At 39.3% G+C, this 19,759-nt stretch carries 20 protein-coding genes; 2 read left to right on the top strand and 18 right to left on the bottom strand.

The window, feature by feature from the left end; genetic code table 11:
• Positions 1-198: 198 nt before the first annotated feature.
• The 12 genes from pyk to AAG807_RS18315 form a co-directional block, all read right to left on the bottom strand.
• Positions 199-1,617, bottom strand: a complete 1,419-nt coding sequence (pyk, locus tag AAG807_RS18370; RefSeq protein WP_341907185.1) for a pyruvate kinase — start codon at positions 1,615-1,617, stop codon at positions 199-201.
• A complete protein-coding gene (locus tag AAG807_RS18365) occupies positions 1,614-2,045 on the bottom strand; it encodes an IPExxxVDY family protein (RefSeq protein WP_341907183.1) in 432 nt (143 codons plus the stop codon). Before AAG807_RS18365 ends, pyk begins: the two co-directional genes overlap by 4 nt.
• A gap of 292 nt (positions 2,046-2,337) precedes the next feature.
• Positions 2,338-2,958 carry a hypothetical protein gene (locus tag AAG807_RS18360; RefSeq protein ID WP_341907181.1) on the bottom strand — a complete coding sequence of 207 codons (621 nt, stop codon included), beginning with the start codon at positions 2,956-2,958 and terminating at the stop codon, positions 2,338-2,340.
• A gap of 73 nt (positions 2,959-3,031) precedes the next feature.
• Entirely contained in the window at positions 3,032-3,673 is a 642-nt protein-coding gene (locus AAG807_RS18355) for a hypothetical protein (protein WP_341907179.1), read from the bottom strand.
• A 33-nt stretch (positions 3,674-3,706) separates the two neighbouring features.
• On the bottom strand, positions 3,707-4,327 hold the full coding sequence (locus tag AAG807_RS18350) for a hypothetical protein (protein ID WP_341907176.1): 621 nt from the start codon (positions 4,325-4,327) through the stop codon (positions 3,707-3,709).
• 72 nt (positions 4,328-4,399) lie between these two features.
• Positions 4,400-5,017 (bottom strand): hypothetical protein, encoded by a 618-nt coding sequence (locus tag AAG807_RS18345; protein WP_341907174.1) that lies wholly within the window; start codon positions 5,015-5,017, stop codon positions 4,400-4,402.
• 74 nt (positions 5,018-5,091) lie between these two features.
• Positions 5,092-5,718: a hypothetical protein gene (locus AAG807_RS18340; RefSeq protein ID WP_341907173.1), complete on the bottom strand. Its 627-nt coding sequence runs from the start codon at positions 5,716-5,718 to the stop codon at positions 5,092-5,094.
• Entirely contained in the window at positions 5,715-8,567 is a 2,853-nt protein-coding gene (locus tag AAG807_RS18335; protein ID WP_341907169.1) for a 3-coathanger stack domain-containing protein, read from the bottom strand. Before AAG807_RS18335 ends, AAG807_RS18340 begins: the two co-directional genes overlap by 4 nt.
• Positions 8,568-8,570: 3 nt before the next feature.
• On the bottom strand, positions 8,571-9,647 hold the full coding sequence (locus AAG807_RS18330) for a hypothetical protein (protein ID WP_341907167.1): 1,077 nt from the start codon (positions 9,645-9,647) through the stop codon (positions 8,571-8,573).
• 219 nt (positions 9,648-9,866) lie between these two features.
• Positions 9,867-10,589 carry a ribonuclease III gene (gene rnc, locus AAG807_RS18325; protein ID WP_341907164.1) on the bottom strand — a complete coding sequence of 241 codons (723 nt, stop codon included), beginning with the start codon at positions 10,587-10,589 and terminating at the stop codon, positions 9,867-9,869.
• A gap of 7 nt (positions 10,590-10,596) precedes the next feature.
• The gene (gene fabF, locus AAG807_RS18320) at positions 10,597-11,850 is read right to left on the bottom strand and encodes a beta-ketoacyl-ACP synthase II (RefSeq protein WP_341907162.1); all 1,254 of its coding nucleotides are present in this window, start codon (positions 11,848-11,850) and stop codon (positions 10,597-10,599) included.
• Positions 11,851-11,894: 44 nt separating this feature from the next.
• Positions 11,895-12,131, bottom strand: coding sequence for an acyl carrier protein (locus AAG807_RS18315; protein WP_013686655.1), 237 nt, complete (start codon positions 12,129-12,131; stop codon positions 11,895-11,897).
• A 160-nt stretch (positions 12,132-12,291) separates the two neighbouring features.
• Between AAG807_RS18315 and AAG807_RS18310 the strand changes: the two genes are divergently transcribed.
• Positions 12,292-12,867: a phosphoribosylglycinamide formyltransferase gene (locus AAG807_RS18310; RefSeq protein ID WP_341907156.1), complete on the top strand. Its 576-nt coding sequence runs from the start codon at positions 12,292-12,294 to the stop codon at positions 12,865-12,867.
• A gap of 3 nt (positions 12,868-12,870) precedes the next feature.
• A complete protein-coding gene (locus AAG807_RS18305; RefSeq protein WP_341907152.1) occupies positions 12,871-13,509 on the top strand; it encodes a MarC family protein in 639 nt (212 codons plus the stop codon).
• A gap of 151 nt (positions 13,510-13,660) precedes the next feature.
• On the opposite strand, the gene AAG807_RS18300 is transcribed toward AAG807_RS18305, so the two are convergent.
• The 6 genes from AAG807_RS18300 to AAG807_RS18275 all read right to left on the bottom strand — a co-directional run bounded on the left by AAG807_RS18300 (position 13,661) and on the right by AAG807_RS18275 (position 19,759).
• On the bottom strand, positions 13,661-14,455 hold the full coding sequence (locus tag AAG807_RS18300) for a sensor histidine kinase (protein ID WP_341907150.1): 795 nt from the start codon (positions 14,453-14,455) through the stop codon (positions 13,661-13,663).
• On the bottom strand, positions 14,455-14,847 hold the full coding sequence (locus AAG807_RS18295; RefSeq protein ID WP_341907147.1) for a hypothetical protein: 393 nt from the start codon (positions 14,845-14,847) through the stop codon (positions 14,455-14,457). The genes AAG807_RS18300 and AAG807_RS18295 overlap by 1 nt, the downstream gene beginning before the upstream one ends.
• Before the next feature lie 72 nt (positions 14,848-14,919).
• Positions 14,920-15,597: a hypothetical protein gene (locus AAG807_RS18290; protein WP_341907145.1), complete on the bottom strand. Its 678-nt coding sequence runs from the start codon at positions 15,595-15,597 to the stop codon at positions 14,920-14,922.
• A gap of 74 nt (positions 15,598-15,671) precedes the next feature.
• Positions 15,672-16,697, bottom strand: coding sequence for a rod shape-determining protein (locus AAG807_RS18285; RefSeq protein ID WP_341907142.1), 1,026 nt, complete (start codon positions 16,695-16,697; stop codon positions 15,672-15,674).
• 305 nt (positions 16,698-17,002) lie between these two features.
• A complete protein-coding gene (purH, locus tag AAG807_RS18280) occupies positions 17,003-18,535 on the bottom strand; it encodes a bifunctional phosphoribosylaminoimidazolecarboxamide formyltransferase/IMP cyclohydrolase (protein WP_341907137.1) in 1,533 nt (510 codons plus the stop codon).
• 180 nt (positions 18,536-18,715) lie between these two features.
• Entirely contained in the window at positions 18,716-19,759 is a 1,044-nt protein-coding gene (locus AAG807_RS18275; protein ID WP_341907134.1) for a PorP/SprF family type IX secretion system membrane protein, read from the bottom strand.

Genomic DNA, 19,759 nt, shown 5'->3' with positions numbered 1-19,759 from the left:
GCTCATAGGTTAAATGGCTCATAATTGGCAACTTTGGTCGGTAGTCAATTTAAGCTTTTTATCTCGGGGAAAGAGAATCACTTCTCTTTCCCTTGATTTAACTTAACAACTACCGTAGTTGCATTTATCAATTGAATCTAAGTATCGCTAAATTGCGAACAGATTTTATATCAATTATTTGAAAATCAAAAACTTAAACTATTCCACATAGCTCAGTTTCAACATATTCGACTTCCCATTTTCCTCAATTGGAATGGAAGCGATATTGATTACCAAATCACCTTGTTTCAATAAACCTTCTTTAGTCAAAAGGTATTTGATATCCGCAATGGTATGATCGGTACTTACTTTCTTATCGTAATAAAATGCTCTTACCCCCCAAACCAAACTCAATTGCGTAATGATCTGTTTGTTCCCTGTAAATACAAAGATCGGAGCATTTGGTCTTTGGGATGCAATTTTATACGCCGTGTATCCGGAATAAGACATCGTGATGATTGCATCTGCTTCAACTCGCTGCGCCAAACGACATGCATTAAAACAAATTGAATCTGAAATGAAACGCGACTGTAACTTATCCGGAAGTTGGTCTTTGTGATAGATTCCTTCGAATTTCTCCATTTCGTCTACGATGTTCACCATGGTGCGGATCACTTCATTCGGAAATTTACCAACAGATGTTTCTCCTGATAGCATGACTGCATCTGCACCGTCTAAAACTGCATTCGCCACATCATTCACCTCTGCACGAGTTGGTGTCACATTGGTAATCATGCTTTCCATCATTTGTGTTGCCACAATGACCGGTTTCGCAAATTGATGTCCTTTACGGATCAACATTTTCTGGATCAATGGAACATTTTGGTAAGGAATCTCAACACCCAGGTCTCCACGTGCCACCATCAATGCATCAGTTACTTTGATAATCTCATCAATATCATCTATTGCTTCCGGTTTCTCAATTTTAGCCACTACCAATGCTTTCGCCTGACGGTTGGAGATGATGTGTTTCAATTCAATAATATCTCTTGCAGAACGCACAAATGACAATCCGATCCAATCCACATCGTTACTCAATGCAAACTCCAAATCTTCTCTATCCTTCTCTGTAAGTGAAGGCAATGAAATTTTGGTATTCGGAAGGTTCACTCCTTTTTTAGAAGAAAGAATTCCACCGTGAATAACTTTTGCTTTGATCTCCGATTCACCGTTTGTTGATACGATTTCCATTTGCAATTTTCCATCATCCAATAGAATGCGCTCTCCGGCCTGAACATCACGTGGCATCAAAGAGTAGCTTATTCCAAACCTCTCAGAATTCCCCGTAATACGCTCTGTTACAATCGTTACGATAGAACCTTCCTCCATCATGACGCCATTGTTTTCCATTTCGTACGTACGAATCTTCGGACCTTGCAAATCTGCCAAAATCGAAACATTCAATCCGGTTTCTTTATTGATCTCACGAATCATATCAATACTCTTCTTATGGTCTTCGTGAGATCCATGCGAACAATTCAAACGACATACGTTCAAACCATCCAATATCATTTGTTTTAATACTTCCTTATCTGCGGTAGCCGGACCTAAGGTTGCTACGATCTTTGTTTTTTTCATTCGAAAATTATTAGTTCTGCGGAAGGAATTGCGCCAGCTTCAAAAACATAAGCTGCCATCACACTATTTGATTCCCGAATCTTCTCAACCAACTCATCCAATTCATGAAGGATATTTTCTCTTAGAATCAAAAAATAGTCTATCTGGTTTTTTTCGGGAATCAAGAATTTACCTTCCGATTTATTCTTAATTAAATACCATTCCATGTGATCCACCTCATCGATAAATACATGAAAACTGTGTTGCGAAACAATTGTACCTTTCTTGGATTGAATAACAAAGGGCTCGTCACTTTTTGTCAGTTCAAGCTCCAAAATCTTATTGATTCCCCAAGCCAAACGGTAATCACTGTGATGAGAACAGATACCGATTAATTCGAAGTCTACAGCTGTTTCTAATGAAAGTACATGACGCTTTTGTTTGCTCATCCACTTTTAAATTTAATCCCGTGAAGATACGCAATATCTTACAAATGACAATCAGTTAAAGGTTAGGATATGATTAAGAAAATAAATCCGTTTTTAACTTCCTTGAAAAGGATGCTTTTCCACAGGAACTAAGCAATAAGAGGAAAAACCTGAGGGTGAACAGGATTCTCATAATAGCGTCTTTATTTATTCAAAAATGAGTAACTAATTTTAGATTCTAGTTGCGATTTTCCGTACTTGATTTTTATGTTCTCCAAAATTCAGTAACTAACAAATAATGAGCCTCTCATTTTTAATAATTAATCTCATGAACCTTGGTTTCGTTTACTGTAAGATTAAATGAATCATAATAATCTGTTGAAATATTATTCTTAGTAACAATCCAATGAAGTGTATAATTACCCGCCGGAACTTGAGAAGGCACTGTGGTGTAATCCGCACAACCATTTAATATCCATGGAGTTGGGACTAATGAATGTACAGTATTATCTATATATATCTCTATTTTATCATTTCCATCAATACAACTAACGTTCTTAACTTTTCTCTGAAGTGTGGCGCACTGTGCAAACTCAAAAGTAAAGGTTCCATCCACATCATAAGGACTATCAAAGTATTGGGTAATTTCCTTATTGTAACAAGTGTTTTCCGGTTCCACAACCCGAATACTATAAGTTCTCCCCTTCTTCTGTTTGATATTTACAAGTGCTTCTCCATTGGAATCCAATACCCCACTGGCTTCTGTCCGGTACTTTTCTCCATCAGCTGCTGTTCTGGATGATGCAACGCGGTATTCCAATCCCGCATAAGGCTGACCGGTCGCCGCATTGATCGCTTTGATTTTGATGCTGCGGTCTTTTCCACAAGAACTAAGCAATAAGAGGAAAAAACTGAGTGTGAATAGGATTCTCATAATAGCGTCTTTATTTATTCAAAAATGAGTAATTAATTTTAGATTCTAGTTGCGATTTTCCGCACTCGATTCTTTAGTAGTTTATATCATACGTTTTGTATTCTCCTGAAATCAAGTAAATTGTATCATGGTATGTATTCGTGATGCCATTTCTTGTTACCTCCCATTTCCAATACATATTTCCCATAGGAACTGAAGAAAAATCACTTCCCAGATAAGAAAAACACCCTCCCCCCTGAAGGGAAAGTGCTCCGACAATATTTGAACCTTGTCCCCCTACTTGTCTTCCCATATAATAAAGTTTAAAATCATCATTTGCGCCTTGGCAATTTACATTATTGATACTTAATTTTAAATAAGCACACCCTGCAAATTCAAACGTAAAGGTTCCATCCACATCATAAGGACTATCAAAGTATTGGGTAATTTCCTTATTGTAACAAGTGTTTTCCGGTTCCACAACCCGAATACTATAAGTTCTACCCTTCTTCTGTTTGATATTTACAAGTGCTTCTCCATTGGAATCCAATACCCCACTGGCTTCTGTCCGGTACTTTTCTCCATCAGCTGCTGTTCTGGATGATGCAACGCGGTATTCCAATCCCGCATAGGGCTGCCCGGTAGCTGCATTAATCGCTTTGATTTTGATGCTGCGGTCTTTTCCACAGGAACTAAGCAATAAGAGGAAAAAACTGAGTGTGAATAGGATTTTCATACTGGTTTGTTTTCATAATTATACATTTTGAAATTAGTAATCTAAATTAAAGTCATAATACTGATTTTCAATCAGTTGGAAAGACGATTCAAAATTATTGGTAATGCCATTTTTAGTTACCTGCCATTCATATTTATAGTTACCAGCAGGTAAAGAGAAATATTCCCCATCATATTGAAAACAACCACTTTGAATGAGGAAATCATTTGTTTCTCCGCCACTGATCCATAGCCTTCGAAATCTTACCTCATCATTGCTATTAATGCAATTTACGTTATGAACATGTAATTTCAAGTACGCACATGGGGCAAATTCAAACGTAAAGGTTCCATTTACATCATAAGGACTATCAAAGTATTGGGTAATTTCCTTGTTATAACAAGTATTTTTCGGTTCAACAACCCGAATACTATAAGTTCTGCCCTTCTTCTGCTTAATATTCACGACGGCTTCTCCATTGGAATCCAATACTCCACTAGCTTCCGTGCGGTACTTTTCTCCATCAGCGGCTGTTCTGGATGATGCAACCCGGTATTCTAGTCCCGCATAGGGCTGGCCGGTAGCTGCATTGATCGCTTTGATTTTGATGCTGCGGTCTTTTCCACAGGAACTAAGCAATAAGAGGAAAAAACTGAGTATGAATAGGATTCTCATAATAGCGTCTTTATTTATTCAAAAATGAGTAACTAATTTTAGATTCTAGTCGCGATTTTCCGTACTTGATTCTTAGTAGTCAATTTCATAGACTTTCATTTCATTTTCCGTCAGGTTAAATGAATCATAATAGTCTGTGGAAACATTATTCTTTGTTACAATCCAATGAAGTGTATAATTTCCAACAGGAACTTTGGTCGGTACAGTAGTATAATCAGCACAGCCATTTAGTATCCAAGGAGTTGAAAGTAAAGAATGGACAGAGTTATCAATATAGATCTCTATTTTATCATTAGAATCAAAGCAATTAGTGTTTTTGACTTTTCTTTGGAGAGTAGCACACTCTGCAAACGTAAAATCAAATGTCGGACTCTTCTCACCGTGGATGGTATAGGAATAACTGACTTCATTCATGTAGCACCAATTAGGAGGAGGATCCAGACGGATGACATACGAACGGTTTTTGCGAATTTTTACGGGTACTATTTTTTCACCGTTTCCGTCTAAAGTTCCGGTTGCTACAGTGGTGTAATCGGTTCCATTGTTCCCTTCTTTTTCTTCTACCACATAGTAGTTTAATCCGGGATAAGGAGCTCCAGTTACGGCGTTTTTGGCTGTGAGATGGATGTGACGCTCTTTTCCACAAGAAATGAGAAGCAAGATTGCAGATAATAGTAGAAGTAGTTTCATAGTAACCTGTTTTCACAAATATGCGCAAAATGTCTCAAAAGTGAGTTGCGATTTTCCGTACTTGAATTTTACTCTTAGTAATTAATTACAAAATTGTAATGCTCATTTTCATTAATTGTAAAAATTGAATCATGGGAAGTTGTTATTCCATTACGTGTAACCTCCCACGTCGCCTCCCACTGGCCACAGGGTACTTGTGACTCAATAAAGGTATTTGAATAACAACCAAATTTTTCTGTAGGAATAATATTATCATAATTAGGAATATAAATTGGTTGTAGATCAAATAAAATCCTGTCCAGTGATCCTTGACAATTTATATTATTAACAGATAAAGTCAAATAGGAACATCCAGCAAATTCAAAGGTAAATGTTCCATCCACATCATAAGGACTATCAAAGTACTGGGTAATTTCCTTATTGTAACAAGTGTTTTCCGGTTCAACAACACGCACACTATAGGTTCTACCCTTCTTCTGCTTAATATTCACGACGGCTTCTCCATTTCCATCCAACACTCCACTGGCTTCTGTCCGGTACTTTTCTCCATCAGCTGCTGTTCTGGATGATGCAACCCGGTATTCTAGTCCCGCATAGGGCTGCTCGGTAGCTGCATTGATCGCTTTGATTTTGATGCTGCGGTCTTTTCCACAAGAACTAAGCAATAAGAGGAAAAAACTGAGTGTGAATAGGATTCTCATAATACAATGATTTGTTTTGTAATGGTTTTACCTTCCGCTGTTTTTACGTGTAATAAATAATGTCCTTTCGGAAGATTTAATTTTACACTTCTTTCTGAGGGGATGATTTGCTGCAGAATACGTTCACCAAGATAGGAAAACACGATGAAATCGCCAAGCAGTTCATCAGAGAACACGAGGTTGATTTCCCCCAAAGAAGGATTGGGATAAACACGGACTTCTTCCCGATTCGAAACTTCGCCTTCATTCTCGGAGAGAAGAAACCGGTTGTTCGAAGCATTTTGCATATCCGTATTGGACGAAAGAGCACTTTTCCCGTCATCCCGCGGACACTCATCGGAGGCAATGTAGGCATGAAAGCTAGACCCTTGTTGGGCGTGAAAACCCGGTTTGATATGGACCTCTTTACCCGCATAAGTGGTAATATCTCCAGTGGTCTCAATTACATATGCCCCAGCATCCGTTTTTGGTGTTACATTTTTCCCGATTGTCAATTTGTTCTTTGCTTTGTACCAGGCAGTGTACGTATAATTCGGATCCCACTGTACGTGGTTTTTTCCAATAATCTTATTCTGCAAATACACATCATCGGCCTCTACTTCATCCAACATGAATTGTGTGACGTAAGCAAGATAGACCGGATTGTTGTTGTTTGCATCACCTGAGTTTTCAGAAATAGATTCCTGCAATTTGATGTGCTCATACGTCTGCGGATCGCAGTAAAGAGCTTCGAAAGGGGTGATTTGAAAGTGATCGGTTGGATGTCCTAAATTGGGATAACCATATGTATCAGATTGGACGTTCGAATTGAATTGATTAAACATCAACCCTTCCGATTTTATGTTATAATGCAAATTCCCCAACTGCCAGATATCTTTGTTAATGGCCAATGCAGAAACCATGGGTAGAAAGCACATGTGGTTGTCATAATGTTTTTGACCAAGCCCAAAGGCTCCCAAACGAAGGACTCTAACAGCCCCTGTCATTTTATCGTAGAACTCGTCTTTGTACCCACCTTGCGCCATGTCCCATTCATCTCCGTAGGAAATCCGATAATCGCGGTCTCTATAAGTAATCGGGATTAGAAAAGTGAGCATTTGCTCCTTATTGCGGAAAATGGAATGGTCATATTCCCGTTTGGAGGCATAGAGTCTGCGCAATTTATATGCTGTTCCTCCGTAGTAATATCCGATAGAACTTTGAGAGAAGAGTAATTTTCCTGGTTCCAATGAAAACAATTCGTTGTAATCCTTTGAATTGCTACCGGTTGCAACAGAAATGTTTCTGGTGAATGATGGAAATGTTCTTCGAAGATCAGAAGTAATGCTTAAAGTATGATTGAATGACAAGTATAACTCCGACATAAAATTATCCCGTTCACCCGTCGCACCGGGTATGATGTGATAAATATCCAGATCTCCAATACCACCTGCTTCAATACTCGTAACAGAACCATTGATATGAACCGCGCTCATGTCCCTAGATGCAGGATCATCCAAAGCAATATATGAAAGTCCGGCAAGAATGTTCAGGTTCTTCAAATCCTTGTATACCGCTTGGGTGAACATCGGAATATTTGCTCCCCAATGAGGGGAATCAAATGGGATATATAAGCGTGTATGATGATGGGGAGAACCGGAAACCATATGATTGTACTCCATTTTCTTCAAACAATAACGTGCTATTTGACCTCCCATACTATACCCAACAACTATATTCTCCCAACTTTCATTTGGAAACTCCTGCTGTTTTAATTCATTTATTTTTGTAATGTATTCCGAAAGTGCCTGACCGGCTAGTTCCAGACTTGGATATCCGGGTTTCAATTTGATGAACAGAACATCGTATCCCATGTTTGACAGTTTATTGAATAATCCATCTACATTGAATTGATCAAAGTACTTTTTCATGGAAAATCCCTGAATAAAAGGACGGTATGGGGGAACAAAAATAATTGGTCTTCTCGGATTCAATGAAGTGTTTCCGCAACCACGTAAAAATCCAACTTCAAATTGGATATTTGTAGAATTAGTATATATTCCTACAAATTCCCAATATGTAGCATTCTCTTTCTCATTTGCTTCTCCTTTTGTCGTTAAATAAAACTGAAGTGTATCAAAATACTTTTCACCTTCAAGTTGGTATGTATAAGCAAGTAGTCCTATCAATGAATCGCCTATTCTATTGTATTCAATAAGATTATTTGTTTCATTGAATGGAAGGAAACCATTTCCTGTATTTACCTTCAGTATCAGATTTTTAATATCCGGGCTAACGCTAATAAGTTCAGGAACGTATTGCAATTTCCCCGTTAAATAACCACTTTCCGGATATAGCTCTATTAATGCTCCTGATTTCAGAATCGTTTTTTTATAATACTCTGATTCCTGAGCAGTTGGTACGAGGTTAAATCCGTCCGTCGAAAAATAATTCTCATTCAATTTCGTGCTATCAATCTGATTGACATGATGCAGAACAAATCCGAAAGGTTGAATCAATTTATCAACGTGATTCAGCTCGTTCTCAATTGACACAGTTTGCAGAAATTCCGCAAATTCCTCATTATTCATTAATTGAGTACTATCCACATAGGAAGACGCAATATCATGATATAACTCAAAGAATTCAAAGACCGAATGAACCTGATTATAATTTCCATTAATCTGTTGATTGGTTATTTCAGAGGAAGAAAAAGCTCGGTTAATAAGTACTCCATTAAATAAGGAGGAATCCAATTGTCCGAAAACAATATCTGCTGCTTTTCTTAAGTCTTCCTCAAACAACGTATCCACCTGCCCCCACCCATGTAACCCCATGAGCAGAAACAGTCCTGTTAGGAATTTTCTCATGACTCAGGGTTTTACTTGTTCTTCCAATTTCCGGATCAATTCCTGTTGTAAACGGATGGTTTCCTGTTGTTGCTTCAACAAGTCGTCCTGTACTTTTACCCGTTCGTTGATCTGCAACATGTAAAGCGTCAGTTCCTCCACTTTCTCCATCAACATCACATTGCTCTTTGCCACATTAATTCCCTGCTCTTCCATTTCGCAAGCACTCGGAACATTGGGTAAATGATTGTTTTTTTGAATAAACTGCTGTAATTCGCTCAGAGGCATGAGTTGATATGCTTCATCAAAAACGTAATCGGGCCAAGAGTCCAAATTCACTTTTACTTCACGGGCATAGAGCAATCCGGTATTGTCCAATTCCATTAGCTTGTATGGAAGCACATTCGAATTATTGGAAATTCGCTTCTCAATCAGCAAAGGGTGCAATGTGGAGCCATTCACTAACTGCACGTGCAATTTGGCATCGGGCTTTACACCAACACCCAATCTTGGATCGGGAGAACAGGGCGTATTGATCAAAAACATACGCTGTGGATTATTGGAGGCTTGCCAATAGGGCGCTGTTTGGATATATCCACCATTCATATCGGTTGCACAAGGCATTGCTGGTTGTGCTTCGGCATAGATTAAACTCTTCAAATCTCCACCATTCTTCACTTTTCCATTGGCATTGATCATCAAAACTCCATCGTCGGGTAAAGTAGAATCTCCCAATGCTTTGATCTTGAAATCTCCTTCTTTGATGATTGTTGTGCCAATTAAAGTAGTGGTTCCTTCAACCTTTAAATCTTTCTTAATGGTTGCATTGTCCTTAAAAGTTGCTTCTCCAACCACTTTCAGGTTGCTTTTCAAATGGGCAGTTTTGTTGACGATCATCGAATCTTTGACTGTCAGCATGGAATCAATTTTAGCTGAACCATTCACTTGCAGCTTTGCGGATGGAGAAGTGGTTCCGATTCCAACATTACCAGAAGCGGGAAGGGTGTTTGTTTGGGAATAGGAATTATAAGTTAACATAGTGAATGCTAACAAAATGAATCCCTTCATAAAAAATAAAAGGATGACCAAATTTGTTTTCATCGTTGTAGTATTTAATGATTTAGGCTCGCAAACTATAAACTTTTTGAATGAAAGTCAACCGTATAAATACTGAAAATACAAGCGAATAAAAAATGTGGTTTTCCGCAATTTTAGATAAATGTCTTGTGCTGGAATTTAAGTAATGTGAATTTTCACACTCAAAACGCCTAAGCGTTGGCGCATTTACGAAGATTTATGAACCAATTAAAAATAACTTGCTTAGATCTCTCCCATCAGAATGAGTGTCTCCTTTGCAGCTGCCTGTTCGGCCAATTTCTTGGAATTACCTGTTCCCTTACCGTAATTTGTGCTATTTACCTGAACGATCACTTCATAAAACCAAGTCCCATGATTGTTCTCTTCGCGTAAAACGACAAACTCCAAGCTCAATCTTCTTTTTTGACTCCAGATAAACAACTTGGATTTAAAATCGATTTCCTCTTCCAGGATCTTATTCAGATCCACATACTTCCGAAAGATATGGTTGTAGATGATTTTCTTGGTCGCCTCGTAAGAACTATCCAGATAAATCGCTCCGATAATTGCTTCGAAAGCATTTCCTTCCAGTGAAGATAAATTGATGGATCGCCCTTTGTTGTAGCGAAGCACGGAACGTAGTTCCAATTCCTCACCGATTTCCGAAAGCGTTTTCCGGGAAACTACTTTTGATTTTACCTTCGTCAGATATCCTTCGTCTTCCTCCGGGAATCGTTGGAACAGGAATTCCGCAATGATGGAGTCCAAAATGGCATCTCCCAAGAATTCCAAACGTTCATTTGAAAAATCTTTTTGACCATGATAAGCTATGGAACGGTGTGTAACTGCTTGATAAAACAATTCGATGTTCTTCGGTCTGTATCCAAAGCGATTTACAAAAAACCGAATGAATTCTACGTCTTCTTGAGACCGATTTTGCTTTAAAAATGGGATTCTAAACCTCACCTAACTGTTAACCTTTATACTTTCGCACGATCACAGAAGTATTGTGACCACCGAAACCGAAGGTGTTTGATAAGGCAACATCCACAGTACGGTGCTGAGCTTTATTAAATGTGAAATTCAATCGATTGTCGATCTCAGGATCATCTGTAAAATGATTGATCGTTGGTGGAACAACATCATTTTTAACTGCCAGGATACAAGCAATCGCTTCAATAGCTCCTGCAGCACCCAACAAGTGACCGGTCATTGATTTTGTCGAACTGATATTCAACTTGTAAGCATGTTCTCCGAATACTTGTGAAATTGCTTTTACTTCAGCAATGTCACCCAAAGGAGTTGATGTACCATGAACATTTACGTAATCAATTGCTGTTGGATCCAGCTCGGCGTCTTCCAAGGCAGCAATCATGGTGTTTCGTGCACCAATTCCATCCGGATGAGGAGCCGTCATGTGATAAGCATCACCGGACATTCCACCTCCAAGAATCTCAGCATAGATTTTAGCTCCACGCTTTTTTGCATGCTCGTATTCTTCCAAAATAAGTGCACCACTACCTTCCCCCAAGACAAAACCATCACGGTCCAAATCAAATGGGCGGGAAGCTGTTTCTGGAGAATCATTTCTGGTAGACAAAGCTCTTAAAGCATTGAATCCACCCATCCCCATTTCGTTTACTGCAGCTTCCGAACCACCTGTTACGATAGCGTCGGCTTTTCCTAAACGGATCAAATTGAACGCATCGATAATTGCATTCGTTGCAGAAGCACAAGCCGAAACAGTTACGTAGTTTGGTCCACGTAAACCATATTTAATAGAAATATGTCCTGCTGCAATATCTGCGATCATTTTTGGGATGAAGAATGGATTGAACTTTGGAGTTCCATCTCCGGCAAAGAAATTTTGTGCTTCATCCTGGAATGTTTTTAATCCACCGATTCCAGAACCCCAAATAACACCGATGCGGTCTATATTCGGGTTTGACTCCATCAATTTAGAATCAACCATGGCCTCTGTAGCAGAGACCATGGCGTATTGTGAAAATTGATCTAATTTCCTTGCTTCTTTTTTGTCGATGTGATCTTCGACATTAAAATTTTTAATCTCACAAGCAAAGTGCGTCTTAAATAACGAAGCGTCGAATTGTTTAATCGGAGCAGCACCACTTTTTCCATTTAGTAATCCATCCCAATATTCCGCAACAGTATTACCAATGGGTGTAATAGCACCCAACCCAGTTACAACAACCTTCTTCAGCTCCATAAATAATTAATTCGTTTTCTTAATGCTTGGAAAACTAAGATCTCTTAGTTAGCGTTTTGCTCGATATAAGAAACTGCGTCACCAACTGTTTGAATGTTCTCAGCTTGATCATCTGGAATAGCGATGTTGAATTCTTTCTCGAATTCCATGATCAATTCTACAGTATCTAGTGAATCAGCACCTAGATCATTTGTGAAGCTTGCTTCGTTTGTTACTTCGCTTTCTTCAACTCCTAACTTATCTACGATAATAGATATTACTCTTGATTTGATATCAGACATCTCAATTCTTTTATAAGGTTTTTCAGCTTGCAAAGAAAATAGGAAATGCGATAAAAACAAAATATAAAGTGACTTAATTACATTTTAAGTCTTTTGGGAATCTTGTTTTCTGCTTGAAATCCGCTTGTGCTGTGTCATTTGGATTATGTAACTTTGTGCCATGAATAAGAAATCCATAGCCCTATTCGCATCGGGGAATGGCTCAAATGCCGTTAATTTGATTTATTTTTTTCAGAATCACGCTCAAATTGAGGTGAAAACAGTGGTTTGTAACAAGACGGACGCACCGATTGTGGAAAAAGCCAAAGCCTTGGGAGTCGAGGTATTGATTTTCACCAACGAGGAATTCGAGAGTGGATTGACTGTTTTACAAGAACTCGATTATCGTGCTATCGATTGGATCGTATTGGCCGGATTCTTGCGGAAGATCCCTGTCAATATTATTCGCGGATACCAAAATCGGATCATCAATATCCATCCTTCACTCCTTCCAAAATACGGTGGAAAAGGGATGTATGGAAAGTTCGTTCATCAGGCAGTTATTGAAGCAAAAGAAGCAAAGAGCGGAATCTCTATTCATTTGGTGAATGAAGAGTTTGATAAAGGAGAATTACTCGCTCAATTTGAAACAGAGGTAAGCTCCAATGACACCATTGATTCTCTTGCTGAAAAAATCCAGTTATTGGAACACAAACATTTCCCTATCATTGTAGAACAAACGCTTTTAAATCAGTAAGATATGTTAAACTATTTCTGGGCTTTCAATTGGGGCGATTTTTTCAAAGCTTCCATGGTCTTATTTGCTGTTATTGACGTGATCGGATCTGTTCCCTTGATCATCAAGATCCAGGAACAAAGTGGTGATATTCATCCTGCAAGAACGAGTTTCGTTTCCTTGGGAATCATGATCGGTTTCCTGATCCTGGGAGAATCAATCCTCAAGTTGTTTGGAGTAGACGTGGGATCTTTCGCTGTTGCGGGTTCCCTGATCTTGTTCGCTATGAGTTTGGAAATGATTTTGGGTGTGCGCCTGTTCCGCGACTCTGTTTCAGGAAAAACAGCCAGTGTCGTTCCATTGGCTTTCCCGATCATTGCCGGCGCAGGAACAATGACCACCCTGGTTTCACTGAGAGCAGAATTTCAAAACATCAACATTGTTTTGGCAATTTTATTGAATGTACTGATTGTTTACATTGTATTGCGCTTGACAAAAACGATTGAACGTATACTTGGTCCAGGAGGAATTGCAATCATGAAGAAAGTATTCGGAATCATACTTTTAGCAATTGCAGTAAAGCTATTCACAACCAATATTGCGAAGATTATCTTGAATGTTGAAGCAGAAAAGGGTGTTCAAAAGACCGAAAAATCAAAGTAATAAACGGTTGGATTTGGTATTGAAAAGGTCATTGAATGCTTGCGCTAGAGCTCTTGCCTTCGCATAGCCGCTTCGGTAAAACAAGGACAGCATAGGCGCAGCGTACAGTCGAAATGCACTTTTCAATTTTACATTATCATTCCGATAGCTATCAGGATTCAATTTTAAAACGAAGCTCGTACCCCAATCCATTTTCACGTAGAATTTTCAATTCTGCCGAAAGTTGGTCGGAAAGAGCACCGATTAATTGAATTCCCAAACTTTCGAATGCTTCGGTCTGAATGGTTGTCGGTAATCCAATCCCATTGTCTGAAATTTTCATCCGAAAATGCGTTTTCGAACCCGTAAAAATGATCCGGATAATTCCTTTTCCATCCGGGAATGCATACTTAAAACTGTTGCTTACAGCCTCATTTATAATTAATCCTATTGGAATCATGCGATCTGCTTCCAGGTAAATCCGGTCATCGATATCATACTCGAAAACCACATCCGAACTACTTCCCGAAAAGGAACTATTGATACTTAAAGTCAATGTCCGGATGTAATCTGAAACCTGAATACGACTCAGATCTTTTGTCCGATAGAGCATCTCATGGATCATCGACATGGAAATGATCCGATTTCTACACTCCCGTATCAGCGCCAGAAATTTCTCGTCTTTTGTGTAAGATGCCTGCAGGTTCATCAAACTGGAAATGATTTGCAGGTTGTTTTTCACTCGGTGATGAACTTCCTGAAGCAATGCTTCCCGTTCCTGAAGAGTTATTACAGAGTTTTCCAATTCTTCCCCTAGCATATTCACTCCGGAAGCTATGGAATCAAAAACATCTCCCTGATCGGTTATTTCTGTTTTTTGGGTGAAATCCAAACGGGCATAAGCCATAATAACATCCAATATCGCATTGGTGCGTTCTTGAATATATTTGACTTCGTTCGGATTCATTATTCTTTCAATTTACGTAACCACTCCACCGCATTGGGCTCATCCAAAAACAATTTGGTAGGTACTGCTGGTTTATTGATTCCTAAGAAAAAGTTTCCGACCACCCTACTTACGGAAGAATCGATAATAATCGCAAATGCCAGTGTATTTGTTTGCCGACCGTTGGTTGTAAAGAAATTACGGGCATCCCGTGAGATAGATCTTATTCCGCGGGCATCAATCAAAAGCGGGTATTTTCGGTCGATGTAAAAACTATTGACAACAACTGAGTTTTCCTGAGCATGCTCCAATTTCACTTCCGAACCCGGTTTCACTTTTGTTCGGGCAATTCCATCTTCCCCCATCCAGGTGAAGTAACAAGTCAAATTATGAGCAGTTTCCGGAATGTTCATGCATTCGTTTTACACAAATTTAAAATAATTCTTAGTTCATCTAAAGCAAGTTACTCATTGGAGGTGCAGCGACTATTTCCTGAACCGGAAAAAGTGGTAGAAGAACGCCACTCTCAAATAAGCAGAAACCGTTGAATTATCTATGTCATTTGTTGACCAACCATTCGTTGGAGAATAGACAGTTTCGGTATAACTTCCAAATCGTTTGTAAGCATTCAGACTCACGTCCAACCCGGAATTCCCTCCGTTGAAATACCACTTTCCTCCTATTCCTATTCCGAAGTCGGTAAATGTTCCCCTTTTTGTTTCCAGTAAATAATTCGGATCAATCAACGTATCATTTTCAGCATCTTCATACCAATCCGTCCGTTTCCCAAGGAACCTGGAGTAAACCTGACCGTATAAACTGAAAACTTCATTAAAGGGGTGAATGTATTTGTAATCTGCATAGACACTTGACCTTTTGGTGACTTCCATAGCTATAAGATCATCATATTCACCTGTTTCCCATCTCCTTCGAGTTATAAACCCATCTCCATCAATACCGATTGCATGATGTTTCCCTATAAAGATCTCGCCACCATAACTGTATGATCTCCAGGATACATTCTCCCATCCAGGGAGATAAAGGTATTTTGCTCTGATCGAAAAGGAAATTTTAGAATATTCATTACCCGATTCCTGTGCAAGAATCGGATTTGTGAAAACACAAAAAAGAATAAAGGAGATAAGTCTGATTAAGTGATTCATGGAGGAAATATAACAAAAAACCCTGACGTCCGATAAACGGAGTCAGGATTCTCTTTTATATTAGTTTGTTGTTTTTAGTCTCTGATCAAGAACTGGAAACGATCCAGGTTCTTCAATGCGATACTTGTTCCACGTGCTACAGCTCTCAACGGATCCTCAGCAATGTGAACAGGTAATTTTGTTTTCTCATTGATGCGACGGTCCAAACCACGCAACATAGAGCCACCTCCAGCAAGATAAATACCTGTTTTGTAGATATCCGCCGAAAGTTCCGGTGGAGTCTGCTCAAGGGCACTTAAAATCGCTTCTTCAATTTTGGAAATCGTTTTATCCAAAGCATGGGCAACCTCCGAATAGGTAATGATGATTTCTTTTGGAATACCTGTCATCAAATCACGACCACGAACTGCGTAATCTGCCGGTGGATTCTCCAATTCAGGTAAAGCTGCACCAACTTCGATCTTGATTTGCTCAGCTGTGCGCTCCCCAACCAGGATATTGTGTTGACGACGCATGTACTCTTCGATGTCAGATGTGAAATCATCTCCGGCAATACGAATCGATTTATCACAAACAATTCCTCCCAATGCAATGACTGCAATTTCGGAAGTCCCACCGCCTATATCAATAATCATATTTCCCATGGGCTCTTCCACATCGATACCGATACCGATTGCAGCAGCCATAGGTTCATGAATCAAATAAACCTCTTTTGCTCCTGCATGTTCTGCAGAGTCACGTACAGCGCGTTTTTCCACTTCGGTAATTCCGGATGGGATACAGATAACCATACGAAGGGTAGGATTAAACAAGCGTTTCCCCGGATTAATCATTTTGATGAATCCGCGAATCATTTGCTCAGCACTTTGAAAGTCCGCAATTACACCATCTTTCAACGGTCTGACTGTTTCAATTAATTTGTGTGTTTTTCCGTGCATCTGTTGTGCCTTCTTGCCGATAGCAACAACTTTACCCGTTTGAATATCCTTTGCTACAATTGACGGCTCATCAACTACCACTTTGTCATTCATAATGATCAGTGTGTTTGCAGTACCTAAGTCAATAGCAATTTCTTGTGTCAGAAAATTAAACAGTCCCATCTAGCGCGCTCCTTTTTGCGTTTCCCCCTCCTTATTCGTAAATTCTTGGAAAGTGTTACAAAATTAGACTAAATAATCGAAAAAAAAATCAAAACCCGAGTCTAATTTGTAGAAAGAAATTTGAAATTCAATTAATTGTGTTTGCAATATTCTCAAATGATCGAAAAACCGTTTGTTTTGCTCAAAAATTGAAATCGGAAAGTCCCTTCAATTCTCGGAAACTTCCGGAATATTTTAAAATTCAGCAACTCAAAAAACAAAAAAGGAGCCTTCTTCAGCTCCTTTTACAATTCATTTATTTTGAATCAATGCTTAAAATGTCTGTTTCCTGTGAACACCATGGCAACTCCATTCGCATTGCAGTAATCGATTGATAATTCATCTTTGATTGAACCTCCGGGCTGAACAACTGCAGTGATTCCAGCTAGATGAGCAATCTCAACACAATCCGGGAAAGGGAAAAATGCATCTGAAGCCATAACTGCTCCTTTCAAATCAAATCCAAATGTTCTGGCTTTTTCAATTGCTTGACGCAACGCATCCACGCGGGATGTCTGACCTGTTCCACTTGCGATCAATTGTCCGTTTTTTGCAAAAACGATGGTGTTCGATTTCGTATGCTTCACCAATTTGTTTGCAAAGATCAGGTCTTCCACTTCCTGCGCTGTAGGAACTGTTTTTGTTCTTGGCTCAAAGTTAGTTGCAGATTCAGAAAGCATGTCCTTATCTTGCTCCAAAACACCATTCAATAAGGTTCTGAATTGACGTTTTGGTAACTCAACCTTCTTTTGAACCAATAAGATCCGGTTCTTTTTGCTTTTCAGAACTTCTTCTGCATCTGCATCAAAACCCGGAGCAATAACTACTTCACAGAATAGGTCGTTGATCTGATTGGCAGTTGCCAAATCAATCGTCCGGTTTCCAATCAGAATTCCACCAAAAGCAGAAGTCGGATCTCCGGCAAGTGCATCAGCATAAGCCTGAGCCAATGTTGGACGTGTAGCCAATCCACATGCATTGTTATGCTTCAGAATCGCAAACGTCGGATCATTGTTTTCGAATTCAGCCATCAACTGAACGGCAGCATCCACATCCAACAGGTTGTTATAGGAAAGCTCTTTTCCATGCAGTTGATCGAACATTGCCGCAAAATTTCCGTGGAACCATCCTTTTTGATGCGGATTTTCTCCATAACGAAGCGGTTGACTCTCCAGGATACTTTGTTTGAAAACCGGAGTTTCATCTCCTTCATTAAAGTAATTGAAGATATGTGTATCGTAATGCGATGAAACCATAAAGGCTTTCTTCGCAAATTGTTTTCTTTGGTCGATAGTAGTTGACGCACCTTGTCCTTCCAATATAGAAAGAAACTCCGCATATTGATTTACAGAAGGAATGATCACTACGTCATTGTAATTTTTAGCTGCTGCGCGAATCAATGAAATTCCACCGATATCGATTTTCTCGATGATGGATTGGTGGTCTGCACCGGACGCAACTGTTTCCTCAAAAGGATATAAATCAACGATTACCAAGTCAATGGTAGGAATATTGAATTGCTTTGCTTGGTCTAAATCAGCCTGCAAATTTCTTCTGTGCAGAATTCCTCCAAAAATAGCCGGATGCAATGTTTTCACGCGTCCACCGAAAATTTCAGGGTAAGAAGTCATTGACTCAACCGGTATAACCGGAATTCCCAATCCTTCAATAAACGTTTGGGTTCCACCAGTGGAATAGATACTTACGTTTTCTTCATGCAATTTACGTACAATTGGCTCCAAACCATCTTTGTAATAAACTGAAATTAAAGCTCCTGTAATTTTTTTAGCGTTTTCCATATATCAACTTTGTTCCTTCCGATCAACCTGATTCGAGGGCGCAAAAGTACCAATTTTAAATGGAAAACCGTTGTAGTTTGTTGATAACTAAATTGAAAATGGAGAATCGTCAAAAACTTTTCAATTCCCTTTGAATTATCTAAAGGTCAAGTTTTTGAATTTTACCTTTTGAATTTTGAATTATCTAAATCCTTTTCTTCGAGTTTTGAATAAAGCAGTATTCAGATTCGTATAACTAAGCGAAAATTCCAAACTTCCTCCTTTGTAACCGTATCTAAGTGCTGACAAGGTGATGTCATAAGAGACTCCAAAATGGAAACCTTTCCAGTCAACTTGCAAAGTAGGTGAAATTGCATCTTTCAAACGGGTATAAACTCCAAGTCCGACAAAAGCATCCTGATTCAGACCGGTAATCTTCCCTCCGCTTTCAAAACGTCTTCTCAAGATCAACCCCAGGATTGATTCAAAATGTCCACCTTGAATAAACTGTGCAAATTGCGCGTCAAAAGCCAGTTTGGTATTTGGTATATCCATCGAATATTTGACCATTCCAACATATTTTCTTGCGAGTTGTTCCTGGGAGCCACTGCGATATTTCAACAAAGGAGCATTCAAATGATACCCGGCCAATCCAACCTGGAACTTCATATCATTATTTCGTGCAAAGGTACTTTGTCCACCATCGAACTGATAGAAGAGTCCGGCTGAAGCATCAATATAAATAAACGAGCTCAAACTTCCGGTTTCTCCACTGACAATCGTCGGATCATAAGCCCCATTTCCGTTCCATTGCGAATCATAGATCAATCGAGACATATTTCCCGAACGGTTCCCAATACCTCCTTGAATTCCAAGTGAAAGTTGACTTCCGTTTCCAACGGGAAGAATCCCGGAAACGGCTAATGAACCCGTTTGTAACCCATATCCTGAACTCCCGGCAATATCGTTATAAAACTGAACTCCGACTCCAAGATGAGCTTTCGGTTTCCGATCGTTCTTAAAAAAATTGGCATCTGCCGCCAATCCGGTTGTCATATAAGTTGCGCCGCCTCCCAGCCACTGATTTCGTTGTTGAATCGCAATTCGTTCCCAACCGTCATAGACCCCAACCGCTCCGGGATTGAGTAAGTTTGAAGACTGAAGAATCTGCGTAACATGAAAATCCTGGGCACTTGCTGACAGACCAGTCAAAAATGCAAGTGCCGTAAAAACCCCTCTTCCCAT

The sequence above is a fragment of the Fluviicola taffensis DSM 16823 genome, assembly GCF_943372375.1.
In the GTDB taxonomy this organism is placed as follows: Bacteria; Bacteroidota; Bacteroidia; order Flavobacteriales_D; family Crocinitomicaceae; genus Fluviicola; species Fluviicola taffensis_A.
Note: the sequence above shows the minus strand (reverse complement) of the source record. Positions and strands in the feature narration are given on the sequence as shown.

Bases quoted from the DNA above. Each gene is read 5' to 3' on its own strand.
- AAG807_RS18275 (WP_341907134.1), bottom strand. From the start codon at position 19,759: ATGGGAAGAGGGGTTTTTACGGCACTTGCATTTTTGACTGGTCTGTCA.
- AAG807_RS18285 (WP_341907142.1), bottom strand. From the start codon at position 16,697: ATGGGACTGTTTAATTTTCTGACACAAGAAATTGCTATTGACTTAGGT.
- AAG807_RS18330 (WP_341907167.1), bottom strand. From the start codon at position 9,647: ATGAAAACAAATTTGGTCATCCTTTTATTTTTTATGAAGGGATTCATT.
- AAG807_RS18295 (WP_341907147.1), bottom strand. From the start codon at position 14,847: ATGAACATTCCGGAAACTGCTCATAATTTGACTTGTTACTTCACCTGG.
- AAG807_RS18355 (WP_341907179.1), bottom strand. From the start codon at position 3,673: ATGAAAATCCTATTCACACTCAGTTTTTTCCTCTTATTGCTTAGTTCC.
- AAG807_RS18350 (WP_341907176.1), bottom strand. From the start codon at position 4,327: ATGAGAATCCTATTCATACTCAGTTTTTTCCTCTTATTGCTTAGTTCC.
- AAG807_RS18360 (WP_341907181.1), bottom strand. From the start codon at position 2,958: ATGAGAATCCTATTCACACTCAGTTTTTTCCTCTTATTGCTTAGTTCT.
- fabF (WP_341907162.1), bottom strand. From the start codon at position 11,850: ATGGAGCTGAAGAAGGTTGTTGTAACTGGGTTGGGTGCTATTACACCC.
- purH (WP_341907137.1), bottom strand. From the start codon at position 18,535: ATGGAAAACGCTAAAAAAATTACAGGAGCTTTAATTTCAGTTTATTAC.
- AAG807_RS18290 (WP_341907145.1), bottom strand. From the start codon at position 15,597: ATGAATCACTTAATCAGACTTATCTCCTTTATTCTTTTTTGTGTTTTC.
- AAG807_RS18305 (WP_341907152.1), top strand. From the start codon at position 12,871: ATGTTAAACTATTTCTGGGCTTTCAATTGGGGCGATTTTTTCAAAGCT.
- AAG807_RS18345 (WP_341907174.1), bottom strand. From the start codon at position 5,017: ATGAAACTACTTCTACTATTATCTGCAATCTTGCTTCTCATTTCTTGT.
- AAG807_RS18310 (WP_341907156.1), top strand. From the start codon at position 12,292: ATGAATAAGAAATCCATAGCCCTATTCGCATCGGGGAATGGCTCAAAT.
- AAG807_RS18365 (WP_341907183.1), bottom strand. From the start codon at position 2,045: ATGAGCAAACAAAAGCGTCATGTACTTTCATTAGAAACAGCTGTAGAC.
- AAG807_RS18315 (WP_013686655.1), bottom strand. From the start codon at position 12,131: ATGTCTGATATCAAATCAAGAGTAATATCTATTATCGTAGATAAGTTA.
- AAG807_RS18300 (WP_341907150.1), bottom strand. From the start codon at position 14,455: ATGAATCCGAACGAAGTCAAATATATTCAAGAACGCACCAATGCGATA.
- pyk (WP_341907185.1), bottom strand. From the start codon at position 1,617: ATGAAAAAAACAAAGATCGTAGCAACCTTAGGTCCGGCTACCGCAGAT.
- AAG807_RS18335 (WP_341907169.1), bottom strand. From the start codon at position 8,567: ATGAGAAAATTCCTAACAGGACTGTTTCTGCTCATGGGGTTACATGGG.
- AAG807_RS18340 (WP_341907173.1), bottom strand. From the start codon at position 5,718: ATGAGAATCCTATTCACACTCAGTTTTTTCCTCTTATTGCTTAGTTCT.